Annotated in this window: 18 protein-coding genes and 2 tRNA genes; 5 read left to right on the top strand and 15 right to left on the bottom strand. The window is 63.2% G+C overall.

Annotated features, from left to right (window positions below; translation table 11 throughout):
* On the top strand, positions 1 to 1,986 hold the full coding sequence (gene pknB, locus VUN84_00100; protein XAS64136.1) for a Stk1 family PASTA domain-containing Ser/Thr kinase: 1,986 nt from the start codon (positions 1 to 3) through the stop codon (positions 1,984 to 1,986).
* 19 nt (positions 1,987 to 2,005) lie between these two features.
* Here the strand turns inward: pknB and VUN84_00095 are convergent, their stop codons facing one another.
* A complete protein-coding gene (locus VUN84_00095; protein ID XAS64135.1) occupies positions 2,006 to 2,647 on the bottom strand; it encodes an aminodeoxychorismate/anthranilate synthase component II in 642 nt (213 codons plus the stop codon).
* A 196-nt stretch (positions 2,648 to 2,843) separates the two neighbouring features.
* Here VUN84_00095 and VUN84_00090 point away from each other — a divergent pair, with 196 nt between their 5' ends.
* Positions 2,844 to 3,098, top strand: a complete 255-nt coding sequence (locus VUN84_00090) for a cell division protein CrgA (GenBank protein XAS65896.1) — start codon at positions 2,844 to 2,846, stop codon at positions 3,096 to 3,098.
* A gap of 120 nt (positions 3,099 to 3,218) precedes the next feature.
* Positions 3,219 to 3,824 (top strand): DNA-3-methyladenine glycosylase I, encoded by a 606-nt coding sequence (locus VUN84_00085; protein ID XAS64134.1) that lies wholly within the window; start codon positions 3,219 to 3,221, stop codon positions 3,822 to 3,824.
* Between the two features lie 1,112 nt (positions 3,825 to 4,936).
* On the opposite strand, the gene VUN84_00080 is transcribed toward VUN84_00085, so the two are convergent.
* Positions 4,937 to 5,818 (bottom strand): rhomboid family intramembrane serine protease, encoded by an 882-nt coding sequence (locus tag VUN84_00080; GenBank protein XAS64133.1) that lies wholly within the window; start codon positions 5,816 to 5,818, stop codon positions 4,937 to 4,939.
* 8 nt (positions 5,819 to 5,826) lie between these two features.
* Positions 5,827 to 6,372 carry a peptidylprolyl isomerase gene (locus VUN84_00075; protein ID XAS64132.1) on the bottom strand — a complete coding sequence of 182 codons (546 nt, stop codon included), beginning with the start codon at positions 6,370 to 6,372 and terminating at the stop codon, positions 5,827 to 5,829.
* Positions 6,373 to 6,527: 155 nt separating this feature from the next.
* Between VUN84_00075 and VUN84_00070 the strand changes: the two genes are divergently transcribed.
* Positions 6,528 to 7,508: a hypothetical protein gene (locus VUN84_00070; protein ID XAS64131.1), complete on the top strand. Its 981-nt coding sequence runs from the start codon at positions 6,528 to 6,530 to the stop codon at positions 7,506 to 7,508.
* Positions 7,509 to 7,661: 153 nt separating this feature from the next.
* Positions 7,662 to 8,537, top strand: a complete 876-nt coding sequence (locus VUN84_00065) for a glycosyltransferase family 2 protein (GenBank protein ID XAS64130.1) — start codon at positions 7,662 to 7,664, stop codon at positions 8,535 to 8,537.
* 24 nt (positions 8,538 to 8,561) lie between these two features.
* Here the strand turns inward: VUN84_00065 and VUN84_00060 are convergent, their stop codons facing one another.
* From VUN84_00060 to dnaA, 12 genes are all read right to left on the bottom strand, one after another.
* Complete coding sequence (locus tag VUN84_00060; GenBank protein ID XAS64129.1) at positions 8,562 to 9,476, bottom strand: DMT family transporter; 915 nt, start codon at positions 9,474 to 9,476, stop codon at positions 8,562 to 8,564.
* Positions 9,477 to 9,562: 86 nt separating this feature from the next.
* Positions 9,563 to 9,638 (bottom strand) — tRNA-Ala (locus tag VUN84_00055).
* A 71-nt stretch (positions 9,639 to 9,709) separates the two neighbouring features.
* Entirely contained in the window at positions 9,710 to 9,826 is a 117-nt protein-coding gene (locus VUN84_00050) for a DLW-39 family protein (protein ID XAS64128.1), read from the bottom strand.
* A 70-nt stretch (positions 9,827 to 9,896) separates the two neighbouring features.
* Positions 9,897 to 9,970, bottom strand: a tRNA-Ile gene (locus tag VUN84_00045).
* 98 nt (positions 9,971 to 10,068) lie between these two features.
* Positions 10,069 to 10,683, bottom strand: a complete 615-nt coding sequence (locus VUN84_00040) for a DUF3566 domain-containing protein (protein XAS64127.1) — start codon at positions 10,681 to 10,683, stop codon at positions 10,069 to 10,071.
* A complete protein-coding gene (gene gyrA / locus VUN84_00035) occupies positions 10,680 to 13,382 on the bottom strand; it encodes a DNA gyrase subunit A (GenBank protein ID XAS64126.1) in 2,703 nt (900 codons plus the stop codon). The genes VUN84_00040 and gyrA overlap by 4 nt, the downstream gene beginning before the upstream one ends.
* Before the next feature lie 59 nt (positions 13,383 to 13,441).
* Positions 13,442 to 15,526: a DNA topoisomerase (ATP-hydrolyzing) subunit B gene (gene gyrB, locus VUN84_00030; GenBank protein XAS64125.1), complete on the bottom strand. Its 2,085-nt coding sequence runs from the start codon at positions 15,524 to 15,526 to the stop codon at positions 13,442 to 13,444.
* Positions 15,527 to 15,914: 388 nt separating this feature from the next.
* A complete protein-coding gene (locus tag VUN84_00025; protein XAS64124.1) occupies positions 15,915 to 16,478 on the bottom strand; it encodes a DciA family protein in 564 nt (187 codons plus the stop codon).
* The gene (recF, locus tag VUN84_00020) at positions 16,475 to 17,665 is read right to left on the bottom strand and encodes a DNA replication/repair protein RecF (protein XAS64123.1); all 1,191 of its coding nucleotides are present in this window, start codon (positions 17,663 to 17,665) and stop codon (positions 16,475 to 16,477) included. Before recF ends, VUN84_00025 begins: the two co-directional genes overlap by 4 nt.
* 25 nt (positions 17,666 to 17,690) lie before the next feature.
* Complete coding sequence (gene gnd / locus VUN84_00015) at positions 17,691 to 18,575, bottom strand: decarboxylating 6-phosphogluconate dehydrogenase (GenBank protein XAS64122.1); 885 nt, start codon at positions 18,573 to 18,575, stop codon at positions 17,691 to 17,693.
* A 94-nt stretch (positions 18,576 to 18,669) separates the two neighbouring features.
* Positions 18,670 to 19,794, bottom strand: coding sequence for a DNA polymerase III subunit beta (dnaN, locus tag VUN84_00010; protein XAS64121.1), 1,125 nt, complete (start codon positions 19,792 to 19,794; stop codon positions 18,670 to 18,672).
* Between the two features lie 520 nt (positions 19,795 to 20,314).
* Positions 20,315 to 21,736 carry a chromosomal replication initiator protein DnaA gene (dnaA, locus tag VUN84_00005; GenBank protein ID XAS64120.1) on the bottom strand — a complete coding sequence of 474 codons (1,422 nt, stop codon included), beginning with the start codon at positions 21,734 to 21,736 and terminating at the stop codon, positions 20,315 to 20,317.

Genomic DNA, 21,736 nt, shown 5'->3' with positions numbered 1-21,736 from the left:
ATGTCCATTTCACCCCAACCCCCATCGCACCGGGAGGACCGCGGCCCCGCGAACACGCAGCGCGTCCTCAGCGGTCGCTATGAGCTGGGTGAACTCATCGGCCGCGGAGGCATGGCCGACGTCTTCCGTGGTGTGGACACCAGGCTGGGCCGCACCGTGGCCGTCAAACTGCTCCGCCCGGACCTGGCCCGGGATCCGCAGTTCCAGGCGAGATTCAAGCGCGAGGCACAGGCGGTGGCCGCACTCAACCACTCGTCCATCGTTGCCATCTTCGACACCGGCGACCACGCTGTCCCGGGCGATCACGAGGACACTGTCCGGGTCCCGTACATCGTCATGGAGTTCGTTTCCGGAAGGACCATCCGTGACTTGATCAAAGCCCATGAAGTCAGCATTGACCAAGCCATCGGCTTCACGCTGGGAGTGCTCTCGGCCCTCGATTACAGCCACAAGGCCGGGATCGTCCACCGCGACATTAAGCCCGCCAATGTGATGTTCTGCCCGGACTCCAACAGCGTCAAGGTAATGGACTTCGGGATCGCCCGTGCCATGGCGGACTCGGCGGCCACCATGACCCAAACCCAGGCCGTGGTGGGCACTGCTCAGTACCTTTCCCCTGAACAGGCCCGCGGGGAGACCGTTGATGCCCGCAGCGACCTGTACTCGGCCGGGTGCCTGTTGTACGAAATGCTGGCCGGCCGGCCCCCTTTCATTGGCGACAGTCCCGTCTCCGTCGCCTACCAGCACGTTCGCGAAATTCCCGAGCTTGCCAGCAGCCTGAATCCCGACGTCTCCGAGGCCCTGGACAGCGTACTGATGAAGGCGCTGCAAAAGAACCGTGCGGACCGGTTCCAGGATGCCGCGGCGTTCCGCCGCGCCCTGCGGGCCGCGCGGAGCGGAGTCGGAGTCGTTCCGCCCTCTGCTAGCGAAGCGCCCACCAACCCGAACGATACGGTTCCGGCGCCGGACAACGCAGCAACAACGGCCATCCCGGTGACCGGCGCAAAGTTCCTCGATGAGACCCCCACGGGCAGGCTCTGGCCCGTGCCGGACGCATCAGCCGATATTTCCCACGCTCCGCGGGAACACAGTGTCCAATATGACGCTGCGGACGCCGGCAGCCTGCGGCTGGTCCTTCCGCCCGAACGGGAAGTTACCCAGCACCAGACATCCCGACGCCGGACGTGGATCGCCGCCCTCATGATCGTCACTATCCTTGTACTGGCAGGAGGCGGTCTCTGGCTTTATAACATGATGAACCAGGCACCGCCCCCAGTGGCCAAGGTCCTGGTGCCTTCAGTGACGTCATTGACGGAGACCGAGGCGCTCCAGAGGCTCTACAACGCCGGGTTGAAACCCCAGCTGAACCGGATGCAGCACGAGAGCATCGCCAAAGGACTCGCCGTCGGGACTGTCCCGGCCACAGGTACTACCCTGGATCCGAATTCGGACATTACCTTGAACATCTCCGAGGGCCCCAGTGTCATCACCATTCCTGCCGACCTCCCCGGGCGCACGGAAGCGGCTGCCCGCGATGTCCTCCGCCAGAACGGGCTCGCCGGGGCGCCCGGCACCACCATGGCCAACAGTCCCACCGTGCCCGCCGGCGTCGTGATCACCACCAATCCGGCCCCCGGCCAGAGCGTGGCAGCCGGAAGCTCGGTGGAAATCATCGTCTCCACCGGCAAGGTGGTGGTTCCCCAACTCATCGGACTTCCCCGGGCCGAGGCGGAAGCAGCTCTGAAGGCTGTTGGTCTGGGCATGAATGCCACGGAGGTGGAAAACTCCCAGGTGGAGCCGGGAAAGGTCACCGGCCAGGCTGATGTGGCGGAAGCCCTCGTGGAACAGGGCAAGACCGTCAGCGTCACCGTAGCCAAGGCTCCGCCGCCGCCTCCGCCGCCTAGTCCCGAGCCGACACCCACCCCCACGCCAACGCCCACCCCGACACCCTCGCCGACCAAGACTGGCAAGTCAGAGGGAACCTAGCTGGTGGCCAGCGCCGTGATCAGTGCTTGATGAGCGGGCTCAGCGCGGCGGCACGCGCGGCGGCGCCGGCCATGCCGAGGGATTCAAGCCAGTTTCCGAGCATCTGGTAGCCCCCCTCGGTCAGCACGGACTCCGGGTGGAACTGCACCCCGCAGAGGGGAGCCGTCCGGTGTTGGAGTCCCATCACCACTCCGCTGGCCGTCTCAGCCGTGATGTCCAGGACCTCCGGGATGCTGTCTCGGACCGCGGCCAGAGAGTGGTAGCGGGTCGCCGTGAAGGGCGATGGCAGCCCGGCGAACACTCCGCCGCCGTGGTGCTCCACGAGCGAGGTCTTTCCGTGCATTAATTCAGGAGCGTGGGTGACTGTTCCCCCGTAGGCCTCGGCCAGCGCCTGATGGCCCAGGCACACACCAAGCATCGGCTTCTGCTGGTTGCCGCACCATTTAATCAACTCAATGCAGACCCCCGCCCCGGCAGGGTTTCCCGGGCCCGGCGAAATGAGGACGCCGTCGCGGGCCTCGGCCAGGCCGATGGCCTCCGCCAAGGTGACGTCGTCGTTGCGGACCACTGTGGTTTCCGCGCCAAGCTCCTGCAGGTATCCCACAAGCGTGTAGACGAAGCTGTCATAGTTGTCGACGACGAGGATCTTGGTTGTGTTCATGGGTGCCTTGCTGAACCAATCGTTGAATTGCCGAATCGGGGGACGTTCCGGGCGGACGCCGCGGCAGGAACTACAGCTAGAATTGGCTCCGACTAAGAACCCATACGTGACCAAGAGCGCGCTGACCGCCGGTGTATTCCTTCTTGCAGGATATCAAGCCGAAGCTGAGCTCCTGATCCAGCCGCCAGGAGGACCCGTGCCCGAGTCAAAGCGCCGCAAGCGCGCCACCCCCGCAACGCCGCAGACGTCCACCGCTCAAGACAACAAGCCCAACGCGGTCTGGTTCAAGCCGGTAATGTTCGGCCTGATGATCCTGGGCCTCCTGTGGATCATCACCTTCTACATCAGCGAAGGCACGCTTCCGGTCGCCGCCTGGGGAGCAGGGAACATCATGGCCGGCTTCGGCATCGCGATCGTGGGATTCCTGATGACCACCCGCTGGCGTTCCTGAATTCCGCAGTATGTCGCAGCAGACCGGTACACCAGGTGTGCCGGTCTTCTGCATCTTCCGCCCGGCCCACTGGGAACAAATGGTGCCGCAGTGGAGAAGTATCAGAGCGAAGGAGTCCCGATGAACACGGTAGCCCTGGGTGCGGTGATCGGCGACGACGGCCTGGCCCGGCCGGCCTGGGCGGCCGTGGATCCCCTGCTGCGCGAGTATTACGACACGGAGTGGGGACTGCCGGTCCGCGACGAGCAGGGCCTGTACGAACGCATCAGTCTGGAGGCATTCCAGGCGGGTCTGTCTTGGGCCACCATTCTCCGTAAACGGCCGGCGTTCCGGGCCGCGTTCCATGATTTCCATCCCGGGACGGTGGCTGCCTTCACCGAGGCCGACGTCGAGCGCCTCCTTCTGGACGCCGGGATCGTCCGCAACCGCTTGAAGATCCGGGCGGCCATCACTAACGCCCAGGCCACCCTCGCGCTGCGGGACGACGGCGGACTTGTCGACTTTGTGTGGTCCTTCAAGCCGGACTCCACCCCCGAGCCAGCCACGCACCAGGACGTCCCCACCACCTCAGCCGAGTCCGTTGCCCTGTCCAAGGCGCTGCGGAAGCGCGGCTTCGCGTTTGTCGGACCCACCACCATGTACGCCCTCATGGAAGCCATCGGCATGGTCGACACCCACCTGCTGGACAGCCACCGCAGGGGCACCTCCGGCGTCTGGCCGCGCTGATCCCCTCCGCTGTGCACAACTCCTGACCCGGTTATCCACACTGTGGGTAACTTTCGGCCCAGTGGTTCTTTCCGCGGCGCGTCGCCGCGCTCTGCAGGCCTCAGGAACACCGCGCCGGCGAGGCCCCCAGCCGACGTTCCGGCACGCCACTTATTAACAGTGTGGATTACCTGTGGATAAGTTTCGACGACGAGGAGTTCTGGCCGGCCGGACCAAGCCCGGCAGAAGGGCCGGTCGACGGAACGGGTGAAAGTACCGGAAATCAAAGTTATCCACTTAATAACAAAACAGTACCCACAACTTATCCACAGCTGGGGATAACGGGCGTACAGATGGGTGCAACCGCGGTTTCTGCCGCCCTGTGGCGCCATCTAGGGCCGATTGCTTGGACCGACAAGTTATTAACACTGTGAATAAACGTGTTGAAATCCGATTTATCCCGAGGCGTCGTTCCACAGCCGCGTCCGGACCGGTGCAGCCGGGAGGAGCGTGAGACAGAACCAGTAACCGGCGGATGCTGCCCTGGGACGGAGTTGTCCACTTAACCACAGGGCAACCCACAGGACTTATCCACAATTGTGGACACACGGGAGTGCCGGTCAGCATAATCGCCAGCACTGGCCGTCAGATCCGTGGAGACGACTTGAACTACAGGCGTGTAAGTTACCAACAGTGTGGATAAACCCTGTGGACAAGTCTGCCCGGCGGCCGCGCCTGGCGGGTGGATCCCGGTCCGGTTCGCCAATAGACGCCCCCGCCCGGTTGCTTTTCGGCTCCCTCCACCCCGGCCGCGGAAATCCAGGGCCGCTGATCGGCGGGGGCCATCCCACAGCGCACTACCGGGCGGGAATGCCGCCACCGGGCGACACCTGGCTCCTGGCCCGCCCCGAACGAGAACGTGCCGGGCCGGTGGTTCCCGGGAGATTCAAGGGGCCGGTAGGCCGGGACACCGGGCTGGTGTCAATAGAAACCCGCAGCTGGCCCGAGGAAGCCCGGGCGGCGCGAAGAGGGCGCGGCTTTAGGGCCGGACCGCTGGCGGGACTCTGGCCCGAGGAAGCCCGGGCGGCGCGAAGAGGGCGCGGCTTTAGGGCCGGACCGCTGGCCGGGCGTGACTAGGCGCTGGCAACCCTGAGGGCGGAGGCTGCTACGAGAAGCGCCAGCACCAGCACCAGGCCACCGGCCTGCAGCAGGCCCTGCCGCGGGCCACGGGGTGTGTACGCCACGACGGCGGCGCACAAGGCACCGGTGACCGCGCCGCCCAGGTGCGCCTGCCAGGCGATCGACGGCACCACGAAGCCGATGGCTCCGTTGATGAGGATCAGCACCCACAGTTGTTTGGTGTCGCCTCCGCGGCGGCGCTGGACCACCAGCATGGCACCGAAGAGGCCGAAAATGGCTCCGGATGCACCCACGACCCCGCTCAGCGGCTGGCCTGGAACATAGCCCGGCGTCAGCAGCAGGTACCCGACTGATCCGCCGAAAGCCGACAGGAGATAGACAGCGAGGAAGCGGATCCGGCCCAGGAGGGGCTCGAGTGCCTGACCGAAGATCCACAGCATGTACATATTGAGCACGATATGGAGAATGAAGCCTTGGGAATGCAGGAAGGCGGAGGTAACCATGCGCCAAGGCTCGAAGACTCCATACTCCGGGGACGCATACACCGTGGCGAAGGCCAGGTTCTGGTAGACGCCGTCGTTGGGGACCAACCACTGGAGGACGAAGATGAGAACACAGAGCCCGATGAGGGACAACGTGATGACGGGTCTGCCGGTGGTCACTGCGCCGCCGTAGACGGTCCGGACCTCCGGCGTCGAACGTTTTGTTTCGTTGACACAGTCGACGCATTGGAATCCGACGGCGGCCGCCCGCTGGCAGTCGGGGCACGCAGGGCGTCCGCAGCGCTGGCAGCGCACATAGGCGGGCCGGTCCGGGTGCCGGGGGCACACCGGGACCTGCGCGGACGGCTCTGCCGCCGGAATTCCGTAGCTCATGCGGCGGGTTAGAGCTTCACTACGTCAATGCTCTTGATGACGACGTCTTCAACCGGACGGTCACCCATGCCGGTGCGGACACCCTCGATAGCGTCAACCACCTTTTTGGACTCGGCGTCAGCCACCTCACCGAAGATGCTGTGCTTGCCCTGCAGCCAGCCGGTGGGAATGGTGGTGATGAAGAACTGCGAGCCGTTGGTGCCGCGGCCCATCTGGATGCCGGCGTTGGCCATGGCCAGCTTGTAGGGCTCGTTGAAAGTCAGCTCGGGGTGGATTTCGTCGTCGAACTTGTAGCCCGGTCCGCCGACACCGCGGCCCAAAGGATCGCCCGCCTGGATCATGAAGTCCTTGATGATCCGGTGGAAAATAGTGCCGTCATACAACGGCGTGCCGGTCTTGTCCTCGCCCGATTCGGGGTGGGTCCAGGCTTTCTCGCCGGTGGCCAGGCCGACGAAGTTCTCGACGGTTTTCGGTGCGTGGTTGCCGAAAAGATTGACGACGATGTCGCCCAGGCTCGTGTGGATGGTTGCTTTTGCAGTTGCGATGGCAGTCATAGGCCCCATTCTTCCATGCCGGACCACTGCGCACCGGGCCTCTCCGCTAGTTCCGCGCTGGGTGAAATCAGCCTGAAATCGGCGCGAGGAATAGCCGGTGAGGTCCGGGACACGTAGGCTAACTGCAGAATCGTCACATTAATCGGGAGGTAGTTGTGAAGAAAACGGATCGTATTGCCCGCGAGTTGGAGCAGTCAGTCAGCACCGCAGTAGAGAACGCCAAGGACTGGGCTGCACCCAAGGTCGAGGCGGCAGTTGACTGGGCCGTTCCGCGCCTGCAGCAGGGCATTGATACGGCTTCTCCCAGGATCCAGGAGGGACTTAAGTCGGCGGCCCACAATCTGGCCGATGGTGTCGCGACGGTGACTCCCCGCCTCCAGGATGGGCTGGCCCACCTTGCGCCGAAAATCACCGATGCCGTCGAAGGTGCGGCGCCGCGCCTGCACGAGGCACTGGACAGGGCTACACCGGTCATCTCGAACGCCCGCGACCGCGTGGTGGTGGATTACCTGCCGAAGCTTTCGGACCAGATTGGTTACGCATCCGACGCCGTGCACCGGACTCTCCAGGGCGCGCCGGCCCAGGTGGACGCTGTTGCCCAGCGGCTCGGTGACGCCGGAATCATCCACGTCGTGCAGGAGCAGGCCAAGACGGCGGGCAGCCACGTAAAGGTTGCTGTGGACAAAGCTGGCAAAGCCGTCGGCGTCGAGGTGGCTAAGCCGCAGAAGCCAAAGCACCGCGGGCTGCTGATCTTTGGCATCATCGCTGCGGCAGCCGCCGCTGGAGTTGCCGCTTGGAAGGCTTCCAAGCCCGTTGAGGATCCCTGGAAGACCCCCACGCCGGTCACCCCGGCGCCTGCTCCGGCTACCACCGTCAGCGACGTCAAGGAGTCCGCCAAGGACGCTGCCGCCCAGACCGGCACAGCGACCGTCGCTGCAGCGGACGCGGCAGCGGACGCTTCAGCTGATGCGGCCGAGTCAGCTGAGGATGCGGCGGACACCTCGAAGCACGTCGCCTCCGACGCCGCCGAGGACTCCTCAGACGCATCCACCAAGGTCGCCACCGATGCAAAAACCGCGGTCCGCAACATCGCCGCGAGCCTGAACAACGGCACCGATAAGAGCACCGGCAACTAGTCAAGCCAGTGGGCTGCCTGCGGGCGGCCGGTGAGGGAGGAGTTCCGCTGACGGCGGGATTCCTCCCTTTTTTGCGCGATGGTTACCACTTCGTTGCTCGGGCATCGCCCGGTGCCGGGCTGGAAAAATCACGGTAGTGCTAAATTTGGGGGAATGTCACCCGATAAATCCTCTGAGGATGCCTTACGCGACGCTGTGCAAACGCCTGCCGTGTCGATCGTCATCCCGGCGTACAACGAGGAGAGTGTCATCCGGCAGTGCTTGATTGCTGCCGTGTATCAGTCTGTCCCGGCGCACGAAATCATCGTCGTCAACAACATGTCGAAAGACCGGACGGCCGATATCGTCCGGCAGATGCAGCTGGAATACCCCGAGAGCCCCATCATCCTGCTCCGTCAGGAGAAGGCCCAGGGCCTGATACCGACACGTAACTTCGGACTGGACCACGCCACGGGAGACATCCTTGGCCGGATCGACGCGGACTCCGTTCTCGAACCGGATTGGGTGGAGCAGGTGCAGAAGGCATTCCGGGACAAGTCCGTTCACGCCGCGACCGGCCCGGTGGTTTACTACGACATGCCGATGCGCCGTTTCGGACTGAAGGCCGATGACAAAATGCGCCAGCTGATGCTCAAGCTGGCCAAACACCAGTACCACTTTCTTTTTGGATCCAATATGGCACTGCGCCGCTCGGCATGGGAGATCATCCGGGGCGAGACGTGCCTGGACAAGAAGGATGAGATGCACGAGGACATTGATTTGTCCCTGCACCTGGCGGACCACGAGCTCCGTATCCAGTATTGGCCGCAGATGATCTCCGGTATGTCCGCCCGCAGGCTGGAAGATTCCCCCCGCGACTACCGCTACTACGTGACGCGCTTCGACCGCACCTACAAGGCCCACAACGTCAAGAAGATGGCGCTCAAGGCCCCTATGGTGGTCTTCTTCTCCGTATATTTTCCCGCGAAGCTGCTGCGGGCTATCCACACGGTCAATACAACCCAGCCTGCCCGCCGCGGCGGGCAGTAGCACACGGCCTTACCTCCGGCACCGTCAGTCGGTTCCCAGTTCCGCCATCCCCGTGGCAGCACGCCGCACAGAGCGTGAACTGCGCTGTCCGAGCACCACGACGGCGAGCCCCACCAGGATCATCGCCAAGCCAGCGTAGGTCCCGGCGGGCAGAGTCTCGGACAGGAACGCCGCCGCCAGCAGCGCTGCCCCCGGGATCTCCAGCAGGATGATCATGGACACCAGCAGCGGACCCATGGTCGCCAGCAAATGGTTAAAGGCCGTGTGGCCAATCAGCTGTGCGCACACCGTGATTGCCAGGATGCCAAACCAGCCGGCGGATTCGAAGCCTGCCAGCGGCTGCTGCGAGACCAGCGCAAGCACCGCCACGACTGCCGCGCACATGCCGTAACACAGCGTCGTGTAGATTCCGGTCCCCATGGTCTGACGGGCCTTGCCGCCGGCAATCGTGTAGATGCCCGCCAGGACGCCGCCGGCCACCGCCAGGAGATCGCCCAGCAGCGCGTCCGGCGAAGTACCCATGTCGAACCCGGTAATTGCGACGACGCCGCCGAAGGCGATTCCCAGGCCGGCCAGGACGGGCCAGCGGTGCCGCACACCGCGGAAGAGCTGGAAAATCGCAATCCAACCGGATTGCAGGCAGACGAGAGCTGTCGCAGCCGCCACAGAGGTCAGCTGCAGCGAGGTGATGAAGCACGCGAAGTGCAGGGCCAGGGCTACGGCGGCCGCCAGGGACCAGCGGAACTCGGTGCCGGTAACCCGCCCAAACTCGCGTGGGTTCCGGACCAGCACCGGCCCTGCCATGACAGCCGAGCCGATCGCGTTGCGCCAGAAAGCGATGGCCAGGGCGCTCACGGAGGTGGCTCCCAGAGTCGCAGCAATCAGCGGCCCGGAGGAAGCCACACCGAGAACGCCCAGGGCGGCGAGGAAGAAGTTCACGATCCAACAGTAGTGGGGCAGGTCAACCCGCGGGTGCGGACATGCAAAAGGCCCCGAACCGCTTTCGCGGCCCGGGGCCTTTCCTATGGTGGAGGCACGGGGACTCGAACCCCGAACCCCCTGCTTGCAAAGCAGGTGCGCTACCAATTGCGCCATGCCCCCATAAGAAGCAACCCGTCAATCATACCCTAGTTCGGAGAGCCGATTTTCAGCTTCCAAGCCGGGAATCCGGACTAATCAACCGTGTCGGTTGATTCGCTCCAGACCGTTTTTCGGGCCTCGGATTCCTGCACTTTCTTGTAGAGCAGGACGCCTGCGACAGTGGCTGCAACAACCAACAACTTCTTCACACGCACCCCGTTCCGGATCGGTGATAACCAACTATCAACCGACCCTCCACTTGAATCTGTACAGATTCCGTGGGCGTACCAGGACTTGAACCTGGGACCTCTTCGTTATCAGCGAAGCGCTCTAACCGCCTGAGCTATACGCCCCGATGCCTCATCGGGCCGAGATACGACTTTACAGCACATCCCGGCCCGATCTCAAATCGAGGCAGATTCCCGGGAGAAGTCCCGGGAATCCGGAGGAATTAGTCGTCCGTGAGGGTCACGCCGATGCCGCCCACCAAGGTGGCCGAGATGTTGTACAGCACTGCCGAGAGCATGGAGAGCGCGGTCAGCAGGACGACGTTGATGACAGCGATAATGGTCGCGAAGGACGCCACCTGTCCCAGCGAGGCAACCTTCTTCAATTCGAAACCGCCGCCCTCGGATCCGGCCAGGGTTCCCAGGAGACCGTCCACCTGGTCGAAGATTCCCGTCAGGTCCAGGACCGTCCACAGCACGATGGCCGCTACTACGGTCACGATGCCCAGTGCGACGGAAAGCAGGAAGGCCATCTTCAGCACGGACCAGGGATCCACCTTGCTCACCAGCAGGCGGGCACGGCGGACTTTGGCCCTGGGTGCGGGTTTGATCAGCCCCGCCGTGTTTTGCGCGGATCCACCCTGCCCCGCAGGGGCTGGACGCTGGCCGGGGCGCTGCACGGGCGCTGGCGGGCGCTGGGCGGAGCCGTTGGCTCCGCCGGCCGTTCCCGGGCGCTGCTCGGGCCGGGACGGCGCACTTACCCGCGGCGCAGAGGCGGACTGCCGCGCTCCGCCGGGCGCATCGCTGGTCTGCTTGGGAAATGAGTCGGAATTACTCACGCGTTACCTCCGGTGTTGTCTTCGTCCAGCTCGGCATTGCCTGATGACTCATCTGACTCGGGGGCCGGTGCTGATTCGTCCGCTGCGGATCCCTCGTGCGATCCGGTATTTCCAGCCAACGTTACGTCATCGCCCCCTGATGCCTGGCCCTCGGACGCATCCTCGTCGAGCATTTCTTCCGTTTCAAGGCCCCGTTCGCTGTTGCGTGCAACCTCGATGATGCGGTCGTTTTTGTCCGGTTTGGCGAAGATGACGCCCATGGTGTCGCGTCCCTTGGCCGGGACTCCGGCCACGGAGGATCGGACCACCTTGCCGCCCTCCATAACCACCAGGACCTCGTCTTCCTCCTGCACGATCAGGGCGCCCACCAGGTGGCCACGTTCCTCCTGGTATTTGCCCACCTTGATGCCGAGGCCGCCACGGCCCTGGAGGCGGTACTCTTCCACGGCAGTGCGCTTTGCGTATCCACCCTCGGTGACGACGAAGACGAAGGAGCCCGCCGTAACGACGTCGGCGGCCAGCAACTCGTCGTCTTCGCGGAACTTCATTCCGGTGACACCGGAGGTGGCGCGTCCCATCGGGCGCAAGGCCTCGTCGGTGGCGGTGAAGCGGATGGACTGTCCCATCCGGGACACCAACATGAGATCGTCAGTTTCGGAGACCAGCTGGGCGGACACCAGCTCATCCTCGTCGCGGAGATTGATCGCGATGACTCCGGCGGACCGGTTGGTGTCGTAATCCTCCAGGCGGGTCTTTTTCACGAGTCCGCGCTTGGTGGCCAGCACCAGGTACGGGGACTGCTGGTAGTCCCGCAGGTCCAGCACCTGGGCGATGTGCTCGTCGGGCTGGAACGCGAGGAGGTTTGCCACGTGTTGTCCCTTGGCGTCGCGCCCGGCCTCCACGAGTTCGTAAGCCTTCGCACGGTATACCCGGCCCAAATTGGTGAAAAAGAGCAACCAGTGGTGGGTTGTGGTCACGAAGAAGTGTTCAACAACGTCATCACCGCGCAGCTGCGCACCCTTGATGCCCTTGCCGCCGCGCTGTTGCGAACGGTAGTTGTCGCTGCGGGTGCGCTTGACGTAGCCGCCGCGGGTGATCGTGACGACCATTTCCTCTTCGGGAATCAGATCCTCCATCGACATGTCACCGTCAAAGCCAAGCAGGACCTTGGTGCGGCGGTCGTCGCCGTGCTTGGCTACGATGTCGCCCAGTTCGGTGCTGATAATCCCGCGCTGGCGTTCCTCGGAGGCCAGGATCGAGTTGTACTCGGCGATCAGGGCTTCGAGTTCGGAGTGGCGGTCCTGGATCTTCTGGCGTTCCAAGGCAGCGAGACGGCGCAACTGCATGTCCAGGATGGCGCGGGCCTGGAGTTCGTCGATGTCCAGGAGTTGCATCAGACCGTCGCGGGCCGCTTCGGTGGTATTTGAGGCACGGATCAGCGCGATGACTTCGTCGAGCGCATCGAGCGCCTTGAGGAGGGCACGCAGGATGTGTGCTTCCTCTTCGGCCTTGCGGAGGCGGTAACGCGTCCGGCGTGCAATGACGTCCATCTGGTGGGTGACCCAGTGCCGGATAAACGCATCCAGGCTCAGTGTGCGGGGCACGCCGTCGACGATTGCCAGCATGTTGGCCGCGAAGTTGTCCTGCAGCTGGGTGTGCTTGTAGAGGTTGTTCAGTACCACCTTGGCGACGGCGTCGCGCTTGAGCACGATGACCAGGCGCTGGCCGGTACGTCCCGATGTTTCGTCGCGCAAGTCCGCGATGCCGGAAATCTTGGCGTCCTTGACGAGCTCGGCGATCTTAATCGCGAGGTTGTCCGGGTTGGCCTGGTACGGAAGCTCAGTGACCACGAGGCAGGTGCGGCCCTGGAGCTCTTCAACGTTGACCACGGCGCGCATGGTGATGGAGCCGCGGCCGGTGCGGTAGGCATCCTCGATGCCCTTGTGGCCGAGGATGGTGGCGCCGGTCGGGAAGTCCGGCCCCTTGATGCGAACGATCAGTTCTTCGAGCAGCTCTTCGCGGCTGGCCGTCGGGTTGGCCAGGTACCACTGGACCCCATCGGCAACCTCGCGGAGGTTGTGCGGCGGGATGTTCGTCGCCATGCCGACGGCAATGCCGGAGGAGCCGTTCACCAGAAGGTTCGGAAAACGCGCCGGCAGGATGGTGGGTTCCTGATTCTTGCCGTCGTAGTTGTCCTGGAAGTCGACGGTCTCCTCATCGATGTCACGGACCATTTCCATGGCCAGCGGAGCCATCTTGGTTTCCGTGTACCGCGGCGCAGCGGCACCGTCGTTGCCCGGTGACCCGAAGTTGCCCTGGCCCAGCGCCAGCGGGTAGCGCATGGTCCAGTCCTGGATCAGGCGGACCAGAGCATCGTAGATGGCTGTGTCGCCGTGGGGGTGGTACTGGCCCATCACCTCGCCGACGACGCGGGCGCACTTGTTAAAGGAGCGCTCTGGACGGTAGCCGCCGTCGAACATCGCATATAGCACGCGGCGGTGGACGGGTTTGAGTCCATCGCGGACGTCCGGGAGCGCGCGGCCCACGATGACGGCCATTGCGTAGTCGAGGTAGGACCGCTGCATTTCCGTCTGCAGGTCAACCTGCTCGACGCGGTCGGTCAGAACATCGGTGTCAAGGACGATGCCCTCAACCACGGCGTCGCCGTCGGCCGGGACTTCTGGTGTTTCGTCACTCATAGTCTATATTTTCCGTTTCAGGTATATATCGATTCTGGAATATTTATGCCCGAAGGCCACTAGATATCGAGGAATCGAACGTCCTTGGCGTTCTGCTGAATGAAGTTCCGGCGCGATTCGACGTCTTCACCCATAAGGGTGGAGAACGTCTGGTCAGCGGCCAGCGCGTCATCCATGGTGACTTGCAGGAGGGTGCGGTGGTCAGGATCCATGGTGGTATCCCACAATTCGGTGTAATCCATCTCGCCCAGACCCTTGTAGCGCTGGATGCCGTTGTCCTTGGGAATGCGGCGGCCTGCGGCCTGGCCGGAGAGCAGCCGTGCATCGCGTTCCCGGTCGCTGTAGACATAATCATGCGGCGCATTGGACCACTTAATCCGGTACAGCGGCGGCTGTGCGAGGTAGACGTAGCCGTTCTCGATCAGCGGGCGCATGTAGCGGAACAGCAGGGTCATCAGCAGAGTAGTGATGTGCTGGCCGTCGACGTCGGCATCGGCCATGAGGACGATCTTGTGATAGCGCAGCTTGCTCAGATCGAAATCCTCGCCGATGCCAGTGCCGAACGCGGTGATCATGGACTGGACCTCGGCGTTGCCGAGGGCCTTGTCCAGCCGGGCACGTTCCACGTTGAGGATCTTGCCGCGCAGCGGCAGGATCGCCTGGGTTTCCGGATTTCGGCCACGCTTGGCCGAACCGCCGGCGGAGTCACCCTCTACGATGTAGACCTCGCATTTCTCCGGGTTCTTTGAGGAGCAGTCGGAGAGTTTGCCGGGCATCCCGAAGGACTCAAGAGGGCTCTTCCGGCGGGCGTTGTCGCGGGCCTTACGCGCCGCCATCCGGGCCTGGGCCGCGGAGATGGCCTTGCGGATGACGTCGCGGGCCGGGCCGGGGTTGCGTTCGAGCCAATCGCCGAGGCCGTCTGTAACGACGCGCTGGACGAAGCCCTTGACCTCGGAGTTGCCGAGTTTGGTTTTGGTCTGGCCCTCAAACTGGGGTTCGGCCAGTTTGACCGAGATGACGGCCGTCAGGCCTTCACGGATGTCGTCCCCGGTGAGGTTGTCATCCTTTTCCTTGATGATGCTCTTCTCCCGCGCATAGCGGTTGATGAGGGAGGTCATCGCGGCACGGAAACCCTCTTCGTGAGTGCCGCCCTCGTGGGTGTTGATGGTATTGGCATAGGTGTGGACGCTCTCGGAGTACGCGTTGGTCCACTGCATCGCCATTTCCAGGGCGATGTGACGTTCCTTGTCCTCGGTCTCGAAGGCAATGACGTCTTCATGGACCACATCGACTTTCTTGCCGGAATTCAGGTGTTTCACGTAATCGAGCAGACCGTCGTCGTACTGGTACACGACTGTGTGGAACTCGGCCGGAACTTCGCCCTCGGTCGGCACGGCATCAAGGTCCAGGTCCCCGTCTTCGGACGGCTCCGCCGCGGCGCGCCGCTCGTCGGTCAGGGTGATCCGCAGCCCCTTATTCAGGAAGGCCATCTGCTGGAACCGTGCACGGAGGGTTTCGAAGTCGAAGTACGTGGATTCGAAGATGCCGGCATCGGGGTAGAACGTCTGCGTGGTCCCGGTTTCGGTCGCTTCTTCGCCCTGGACCAGTCCGCCCTGCGGCTTGCCGCCGTCGGCAAAGGACATCCGCCAGACGTGCCCTTGCCGGCGGACTTCCGTGTCGACCCGGCTGGAGAGCGCATTAACGACCGAGATGCCGACGCCGTGCAGACCGCCGGAAACGGCGTAGCCGCCGCCACCGAACTTGCCGCCGGCGTGCAGGATGGTCATTACGACTTCCACGGTGGGCTTGTGCTCCGTGGGGTGCATATCGACCGGAATGCCACGGCCGTTGTCCACCACCTTGACTCCGCCGTCGGCCTGCAGCACGATCTCGATGTGCGTGCAGTACCCGGCAAGGGCCTCATCCACCGAGTTGTCCACGACTTCGTAGACCAGGTGGTGCAGGCCGCGAGGGCCGGTGGAACCGATATACATGCCGGGACGCTTGCGGACAGCTTCCAGGCCCTCGAGCACCGTGATGTCGCTGGCGCCATAACCGTGGGGAGTTTCGGTTTCCGTCGAAGTGTCCACCACATCCGCCACTAAGGGTTCCACTGCCGGGATCTCTGCATTGTCGTTAGCCACAGGCGCTTTCGACTCCTTTTTTTCGGTTAGGCCGGCCGTCGCCCCTTCCGGAGAAACAGCTTCTGCCAACGGGCACATCACTGACGGCCCCGGTTGTGTTGCTGGCTGGAGAATCCGTCCACCGCACGCGAATTTGCGCCGGAAACGGACTCAGTCAACGTTTCACCGGCGCCCAGTTATCTACCCCGATTCTACCGTGCCCGGTAGCCTTTACCCGCATTCCGGCGGGTCAAACGGCCAGGAAAGTACCGCTGGGAGGCCTCAGGCTCCGCCTGCAAGGCTCTGGGGGTACCGGACGCGGGTGCCTATACGGCTCCGGCGACTCCAAGCGCCCTACACGCCGTTTGCGGAATACTCAAGCCTTTTGCAATAACTGCTTCAGATCCGGCTATCCGTAGGTGTCCCGGGGTCCTCGCCCGTTGACGGTCCGCCCGCCCTTGCGCCAGCTCGGCGCCGCCGGTCCGAGGACCTGGATCTTCGTGACCACGCCCTCACCGAGATCGGTGCGGAACTTCTCCAGCAGGCTCAGGCTGAGCAGGCGCAGCTGCGTAGCCCAGGCGGTGGAGTCGCACCGGACGTGCAGGGTGGTATCCGTAAAACTCTCGGGGGTGCAGTGGGCGGAGATCTCCGGTCCAACCAGCGTGGCCCACTCGGCCATAACAGATCCCACGGCAACCGGAGAGCTCCAACCGCGCTCAGCCACAAGCCGGCCAACAACCTTGCCGAGCCCCATGGGGTCCCGGCCGGTGCCGTGGAATTGCCCAAAACCACGGGTACTTCCTATGCCGCGGCCAGTCTTCGGCGACGCGGTGCCCGGTTTGGGCGGCGCCTTGCGCCGGATTTCGCCCCGGGACGCTGCTGCCTCGCGCATTCTGTTCAGCGCCGACTGCGCAGCATCGATGTCATCGGGATCGCGGCCCGGCTGCAGGCCGCCGTCCGTGTCCTTATTCATCGATTGCCCGGCTCATCAAGTCCTCCAGGGATTACCTTCACCCGCCGGCCGGCCAGTTCCGTCGGAATGTCGTCCTCGACGGCGGCAGTCACGAGCACCTGCTCGGCGCCGGATACTATTGCGGCCAGTTTACGCCGCCGTTGAACGTCGAGCTCGGCAAAAACGTCATCCAGGATCAGAATGGGGGCGGACCCGCCGGTCCGGGCATCGTCAAGCATGACGTAATACGAGGCCAGGCGCAGGGACAGGCACATGGACCAGGTTTCACCGTGTGATGCATACCCTTTGGCAGGTGCCGAACCCAGGACCAGGTCGAGATCGTCGCGGTGCGGCCCCACGAGGGAAATTCCCCGTTCCAGTTCCTTGCGGCGTGCCGCCGCGAATGCCTGGATGTAGCGGTCGGTGAGCTGAGCAACGGAGAGCAGCCGCAGGTCCTCGGCAGGCACGGAAGCAGCGTCCGGTGCGCCGCCGTCGTCCTCCACAACACCCTGCAGCGTCGAACGGTAGAGGGCACCTGCCTCTTTCGAACCATCCGTGAGTTGCCTATACGCACTGGCCAGGTGGGGACGGAGCCGATCCACCAGCTCAAGCCGCGCATGCAACAGCTCGGCTCCGGCGCTGGCCATATGCTGGTCCCAGACATCGAGGGTGGCCTCATGCGCCGCGCTGACCTTGCCCGCGCGAGCGGACTTCAGCAGCGCATTGCGCTGTTTGAGTACCCGGTCATAGTCACTGCGCGTGGCCGCATGGCGCGGGATGAGACTTATCAGGAGTTCATCCAGGAAACGGCGCCGGCTGGAGGGATCGCCCTTGACCAGTGCAAGGTCCTCCGGGGCAAAGAGAACGGTCTGGCAGATTCCAAGGATGTCCCTGGCCCGGACGGGATTACTGCGGTTGATTCGGGCGCGGTTGGCCCGCGCACTGTTAATTTCTAATTCAAGCACCGTGGATTGCTCTCCGCGGACGAGCTTGGCGCGGATCAGGGCGCGCTCGGCACCAAAGCGCAGCAGGGGGGCATCGGAGCTGACCCTGTGCGAACTGAGAGTGGCCAAGTAGCCGATTGCTTCCATCAGGTTGGTCTTGCCGATGCCGTTGGAACCAACCAACACCGTTACACCGGGGTCCAGGCTCAGCTCCACCTGGGCATAGCTGCGGAAATCTGTCAGCGAAAGTTGTTCTAGGTACACGCAGGTTCAGAGTTTCAGCGGAAAACTACTTGGCCGGCCGGGTCGCATGGCCGCCGAACTGGTGGCGCAGAGCAGAGACCATCTTCATGGCGGGTGAATTGTCCTCACGGGAGGAAAAGCGGGCGAAAAGTGCTGCCGTGATGGCCGGTGCCGGGACAGCATTCGCAATTGCCTCTTCCACGGTCCAGCGTCCCTCGCCCGAGTCCTCGACGTAGTCATCGATCGTTTCCAAACCGGGATCCTCGTCCAGGGCCTTGACCATCAGGTCCAGCAGCCAGGACCGGACGACGGTTCCTTTTTGCCAGGCCCGGAAGGTGCCCGGCAAATCAGTAACGATGTCCTTGGCAGCGAGCAGTTCATAACCTTCGGCGTAAGCCTGCATCAGCCCATATTCGATGCCATTATGAACCATTTTGGCATAGTGGCCAGCGCCGACGCCGCCGACGTGGACGAAACTGTCGGCGCGGTCACCAGCAGGACGGAGTGCGTCAAAGACGGGCATGGCCCGCTCAATGTCGGCGGTATCCCCACCTGCCATCAGACCGTAACCATTCTGCAGGCCCCAGACCCCGCCCGAAACGCCGCAGTCCGCGAAGCGGACACCTTGTTGAGCCAGTGCGGTTCCGTGCTTCTGGTCCTCGGTGTAACGGGAGTTGCCGCCGTCGATGACCAGGTCCCCGGCGTCGAGTTTGCTGCCGAGTTCGGTGATGACGGCGTCGGTAATCTCGCCGGAGGGGACCATGACCCAGATCAGCCGCGGTGTTGGCACGGCGGCGATGAGCTCGTCCACGCTGGCAACATCTGTGACGTCCGGGTTGCGGTCAAACCCCGTGACCTCGAGTCCGCCCTTGCGCAGCCGCTCGCGCATGTTGAAACCCATTTTTCCAAGGCCAATTAGTCCGATATGCACGGGATGAACTCTTTTCTGCGCTGGAATGGCGGGTAACGGAGACCACCAGGGCTGATGCCGGAGGTTCCGGGGGCGGAGCGGAGGGGGCCTACAGCTAGTTCGGCAGCCGGACAGGCATGACCAGGTAGCGGTAGTCGCCCTGGTCTTCCCCGTCAGCATCGTTCTGGGCGGTGATCATGGCCGGTTTCGGCGCGCTGGTGAAGGAAAAGCGGACAAACTTGGTTTCGATGACGCTAAGGCCTTCGATCAGGTAGTGCGGATTGAAGGCCACGGTAATGTCGTCGCCGGTGAGCTGCGCTTCAAGCTCTTCTGAGGCCTGGGCATCTTCGCCGGTGCCGGCATCGAGGTGCAGTTGCCCCTGGGTGAACGCCAGGCGGACGGGGGTGTTGCGTTCTGCCACGAGTGAAACCCGGCGTACAGCTTCGACGAGCTCCGAAGTCTGAACTGTTGCGTGGATCGGCGTGGATTCAGGGAAAAGTGAGCGGATTTTGGGATAGTCGCCGTCCACCAGCAACGAGGTGGTGGTGCGGCCGCCACTTTCAAATCCAATGAGGCGGCTGTCATCATCGGCGAGGGCGAGATGGATATCACCGCTGCCACCCAAGGTTTTGGCCACCTCGTTGAGGGTCTTTGCCTTTACCAGGGCACTGGTGGAAATTCCGGGAGTGACCGGTTTCCACGGCACCTCACGCATTGCAAGCCGGTAGCGGTCAGTGGCCAACAGGGTGATGAGATCGTCTTCGATCTCCATCCGTACCCCGGTGAGAATCGGCAGGGTGTCGTCTTTGCTGGCGGCAATAATCACCTGGGAAACAGCCTGGGCGAAGGCATCGCCCGGTACCGTGCCGCTGATCGGCGGCAAGGCTGGCAACGGGGGGTATTCAGCTTCCGGCATGGTGGCCAAATGGAAGCTGCTTCGACGGCAACTCAGGGTGACTTTGTTGCCGTCCGTTTCGATCTCTACTGGAGCTGATGGCAGGCTGCGGCAGATGTCAGCGAGCAGGCGCCCCGATACCAGGATGGTGCCTTCGGTGGTGATGTCAGCGGCAATTTCAAGTCTCGCCGAAGTCTCATAGTCGAAGCTCGAGAGGCTGACCGTGCCGGCTTCGGCCTTCAGGAGCAGCCCGGAAAGTACGGGTACTGGCGGCCGCGGAGACAACGACCGGGCGGTCCAGGTCACGGCCTCGGCCAGGACGTCCCGTTCGACTCTGAACTTCACGGAAGGGTGCCGCCTTTCATTGCTGCTGTCTTCACTGGTGGCCGGGCCACTGCTCCGGCAGGGAATTACAAAAGTTGTCCAGGACGGACACACTGCTGACAGCTTAGCCGCAAGATGTGTGATTCTCCCATCCCCGGGTTACAGCCATGTGGTTTGACCGGCCGGGCCTGGGGCCTGGATTTGGGCTCGATCCGGAACGGTCGAGGGCGGGTGCGGGGTGCGGATCGAAGTTGTTATTTGAGGGAATTTCATTTTCTAGGGATTAGTAGTGTTAATAACTGCTGTGGATACTGTGGATAACCCCGTCTGGCGGTGCGGTTCCGCGGTTAAGCCCTGTTCATGGACTGTGGGTTGAGCAGGTTTTAAACAGGGTGTGGATGGGGATAACATTTTTGGCCAATCCGCTGATCCACAGATGCCTTAAGGGTTTTAAGCCCATTAACCGGGGTTGTCCCCTTAACTATCCACAGGCTTGTCCACAGGCGCCTGTTAATAAGGTTAGAGTGCGCGGCACGGCACCTTAGGAATTGCGCTGCTGTTGCTTGATCCGGTTGGTCAGTTCGGTCACCTGGTTGTAGATGACCCGGCGCTCTGCCATCAGTTCACGGATCTTGCGGTCCGCGTGGATGACCGTGGTGTGGTCGCGGCCGCCCAGCTCCTGGCCGATCTTGGGGAGGGACATGTCGGTAAGTTCGCGGCACAGGTACATGGCGATCTGCCGCGCGGTCACGAGGGTCCTGGTCCGTGACTTGCTGCAGAGCTCTTCCATGCTGAGCTTGAAGTAGTCGGCCGTTTGCGTGAGGATCTGCGCCGAGGTGATTTCCTGGGCTCCGTCATCAGTGATCAGATCCTTCAGCACCATTTCGGCGAGGGCCACGTCCACCGGCTGGCGGTTGAGGCTGGCGAAGGCCGTGACGCGGATCAGCGCCCCCTCGAGTTCACGGATGTTGCTCGAGATCTTCGACGCAATGTACTCAAGGGCATCATCGGGCGCTGAGAGGCCTTCACTGAGTGCCTTTTTCCGGAGGATTGCGATCCGGGTTTCCAGCTCCGGCGGTTGGATGTCCGTCAGCAGGCCCCATTCGAACCGCGACTTCATCCGGTCCTCAAAGCCCGCAAGTAACTTGGGCGGCTGGTCGGAGGTGATGACCACCTGCTTGTTGTTGTTGTGCAGGGCGTTGAAAGTGTGGAAGAACTCCTCCAGCGTCCGGTCCTTGCCGGCCAGAAACTGGATGTCATCGATCAGCAGGACATCTACGTTGCGGTAGGTGGTCTTGAAGCTGGTGCCCTCATCATCACGGATGGAGTTGATGAAGTCATTGGTAAATTCCTCGGAATTCACGTAGCGGACCCGGATGCCGCTGTAGAGCCTGCGGGCGTAGTGGCCGATCGCATGCAGTAGATGGGTCTTGCCCAGCCCCGAGTCACCGTAGATGAAGAGCGGGTTGTAAGCCTTGGCCGGCGCTTCGGCGACCGCGACGGCCGCGGCGTGGGCGAAACGGTTGGAAGATCCGATCACGAACGTGTCAAAAACATACTTCGGATTGAGGCGGCCAAATTCGTGGGAGGTGCTCGGGAGCATCGGCTGTGGTTTCAGTTCCACGGAAGGATCGGCCACGAGGGACAGCTCGACGGCGGGTTCCGGCTCCGTGTGCAGTGGCACCAGATCGGTGTCGACGTCAATTGCGCACCGGATTTCGTCGGAGAAAACGTTGCGGAGGGCGTCGTCGAGGGCTTCCTTCACCTGCGTCTGCAGCACTTCGCGTGTGAGCTCATTCGGGACAGCCACTAACAGAGTGGAACCGATGAGGCCCTGTGCCTGGGCCAGGATGACGAAGCCGCGCTGCCGGGGTGATACGCGGTGGTCGTTTTCCAGCAGGCTCACCACCCGCCGCCACGAACTTCCGACAGTGTTGGCTTGGTTGGCTTCGTCTACTGTCAT

It is taken from the genome of Micrococcaceae bacterium Sec5.8 (assembly GCA_039636775.1).
Lineage (GTDB): Bacteria > Actinomycetota > Actinomycetes > Actinomycetales > Micrococcaceae > Arthrobacter.
Note: the sequence above shows the minus strand (reverse complement) of the source record. Positions and strands in the feature narration are given on the sequence as shown.

Excerpts from the sequence above, each read along its gene's own strand:
- VUN84_00095 (XAS64135.1), bottom strand. The coding sequence starts at position 2,647 with ATGAACACAACCAAGATCCTCGTCGTCGACAACTATGACAGCTTCGTC.
- VUN84_00085 (XAS64134.1), top strand. The coding sequence starts at position 3,219 with ATGAACACGGTAGCCCTGGGTGCGGTGATCGGCGACGACGGCCTGGCC.
- dnaA (XAS64120.1), bottom strand. The coding sequence starts at position 21,736 with ATGACAGTAGACGAAGCCAACCAAGCCAACACTGTCGGAAGTTCGTGG.
- VUN84_00065 (XAS64130.1), top strand. The coding sequence starts at position 7,662 with ATGTCACCCGATAAATCCTCTGAGGATGCCTTACGCGACGCTGTGCAA.
- VUN84_00025 (XAS64124.1), bottom strand. The coding sequence starts at position 16,478 with ATGAATAAGGACACGGACGGCGGCCTGCAGCCGGGCCGCGATCCCGAT.
- pknB (XAS64136.1), top strand. The coding sequence starts at position 1 with ATGTCCATTTCACCCCAACCCCCATCGCACCGGGAGGACCGCGGCCCC.
- gyrA (XAS64126.1), bottom strand. The coding sequence starts at position 13,382 with ATGAGTGACGAAACACCAGAAGTCCCGGCCGACGGCGACGCCGTGGTT.
- VUN84_00075 (XAS64132.1), bottom strand. The coding sequence starts at position 6,372 with ATGACTGCCATCGCAACTGCAAAAGCAACCATCCACACGAGCCTGGGC.
- VUN84_00080 (XAS64133.1), bottom strand. The coding sequence starts at position 5,818 with ATGAGCTACGGAATTCCGGCGGCAGAGCCGTCCGCGCAGGTCCCGGTG.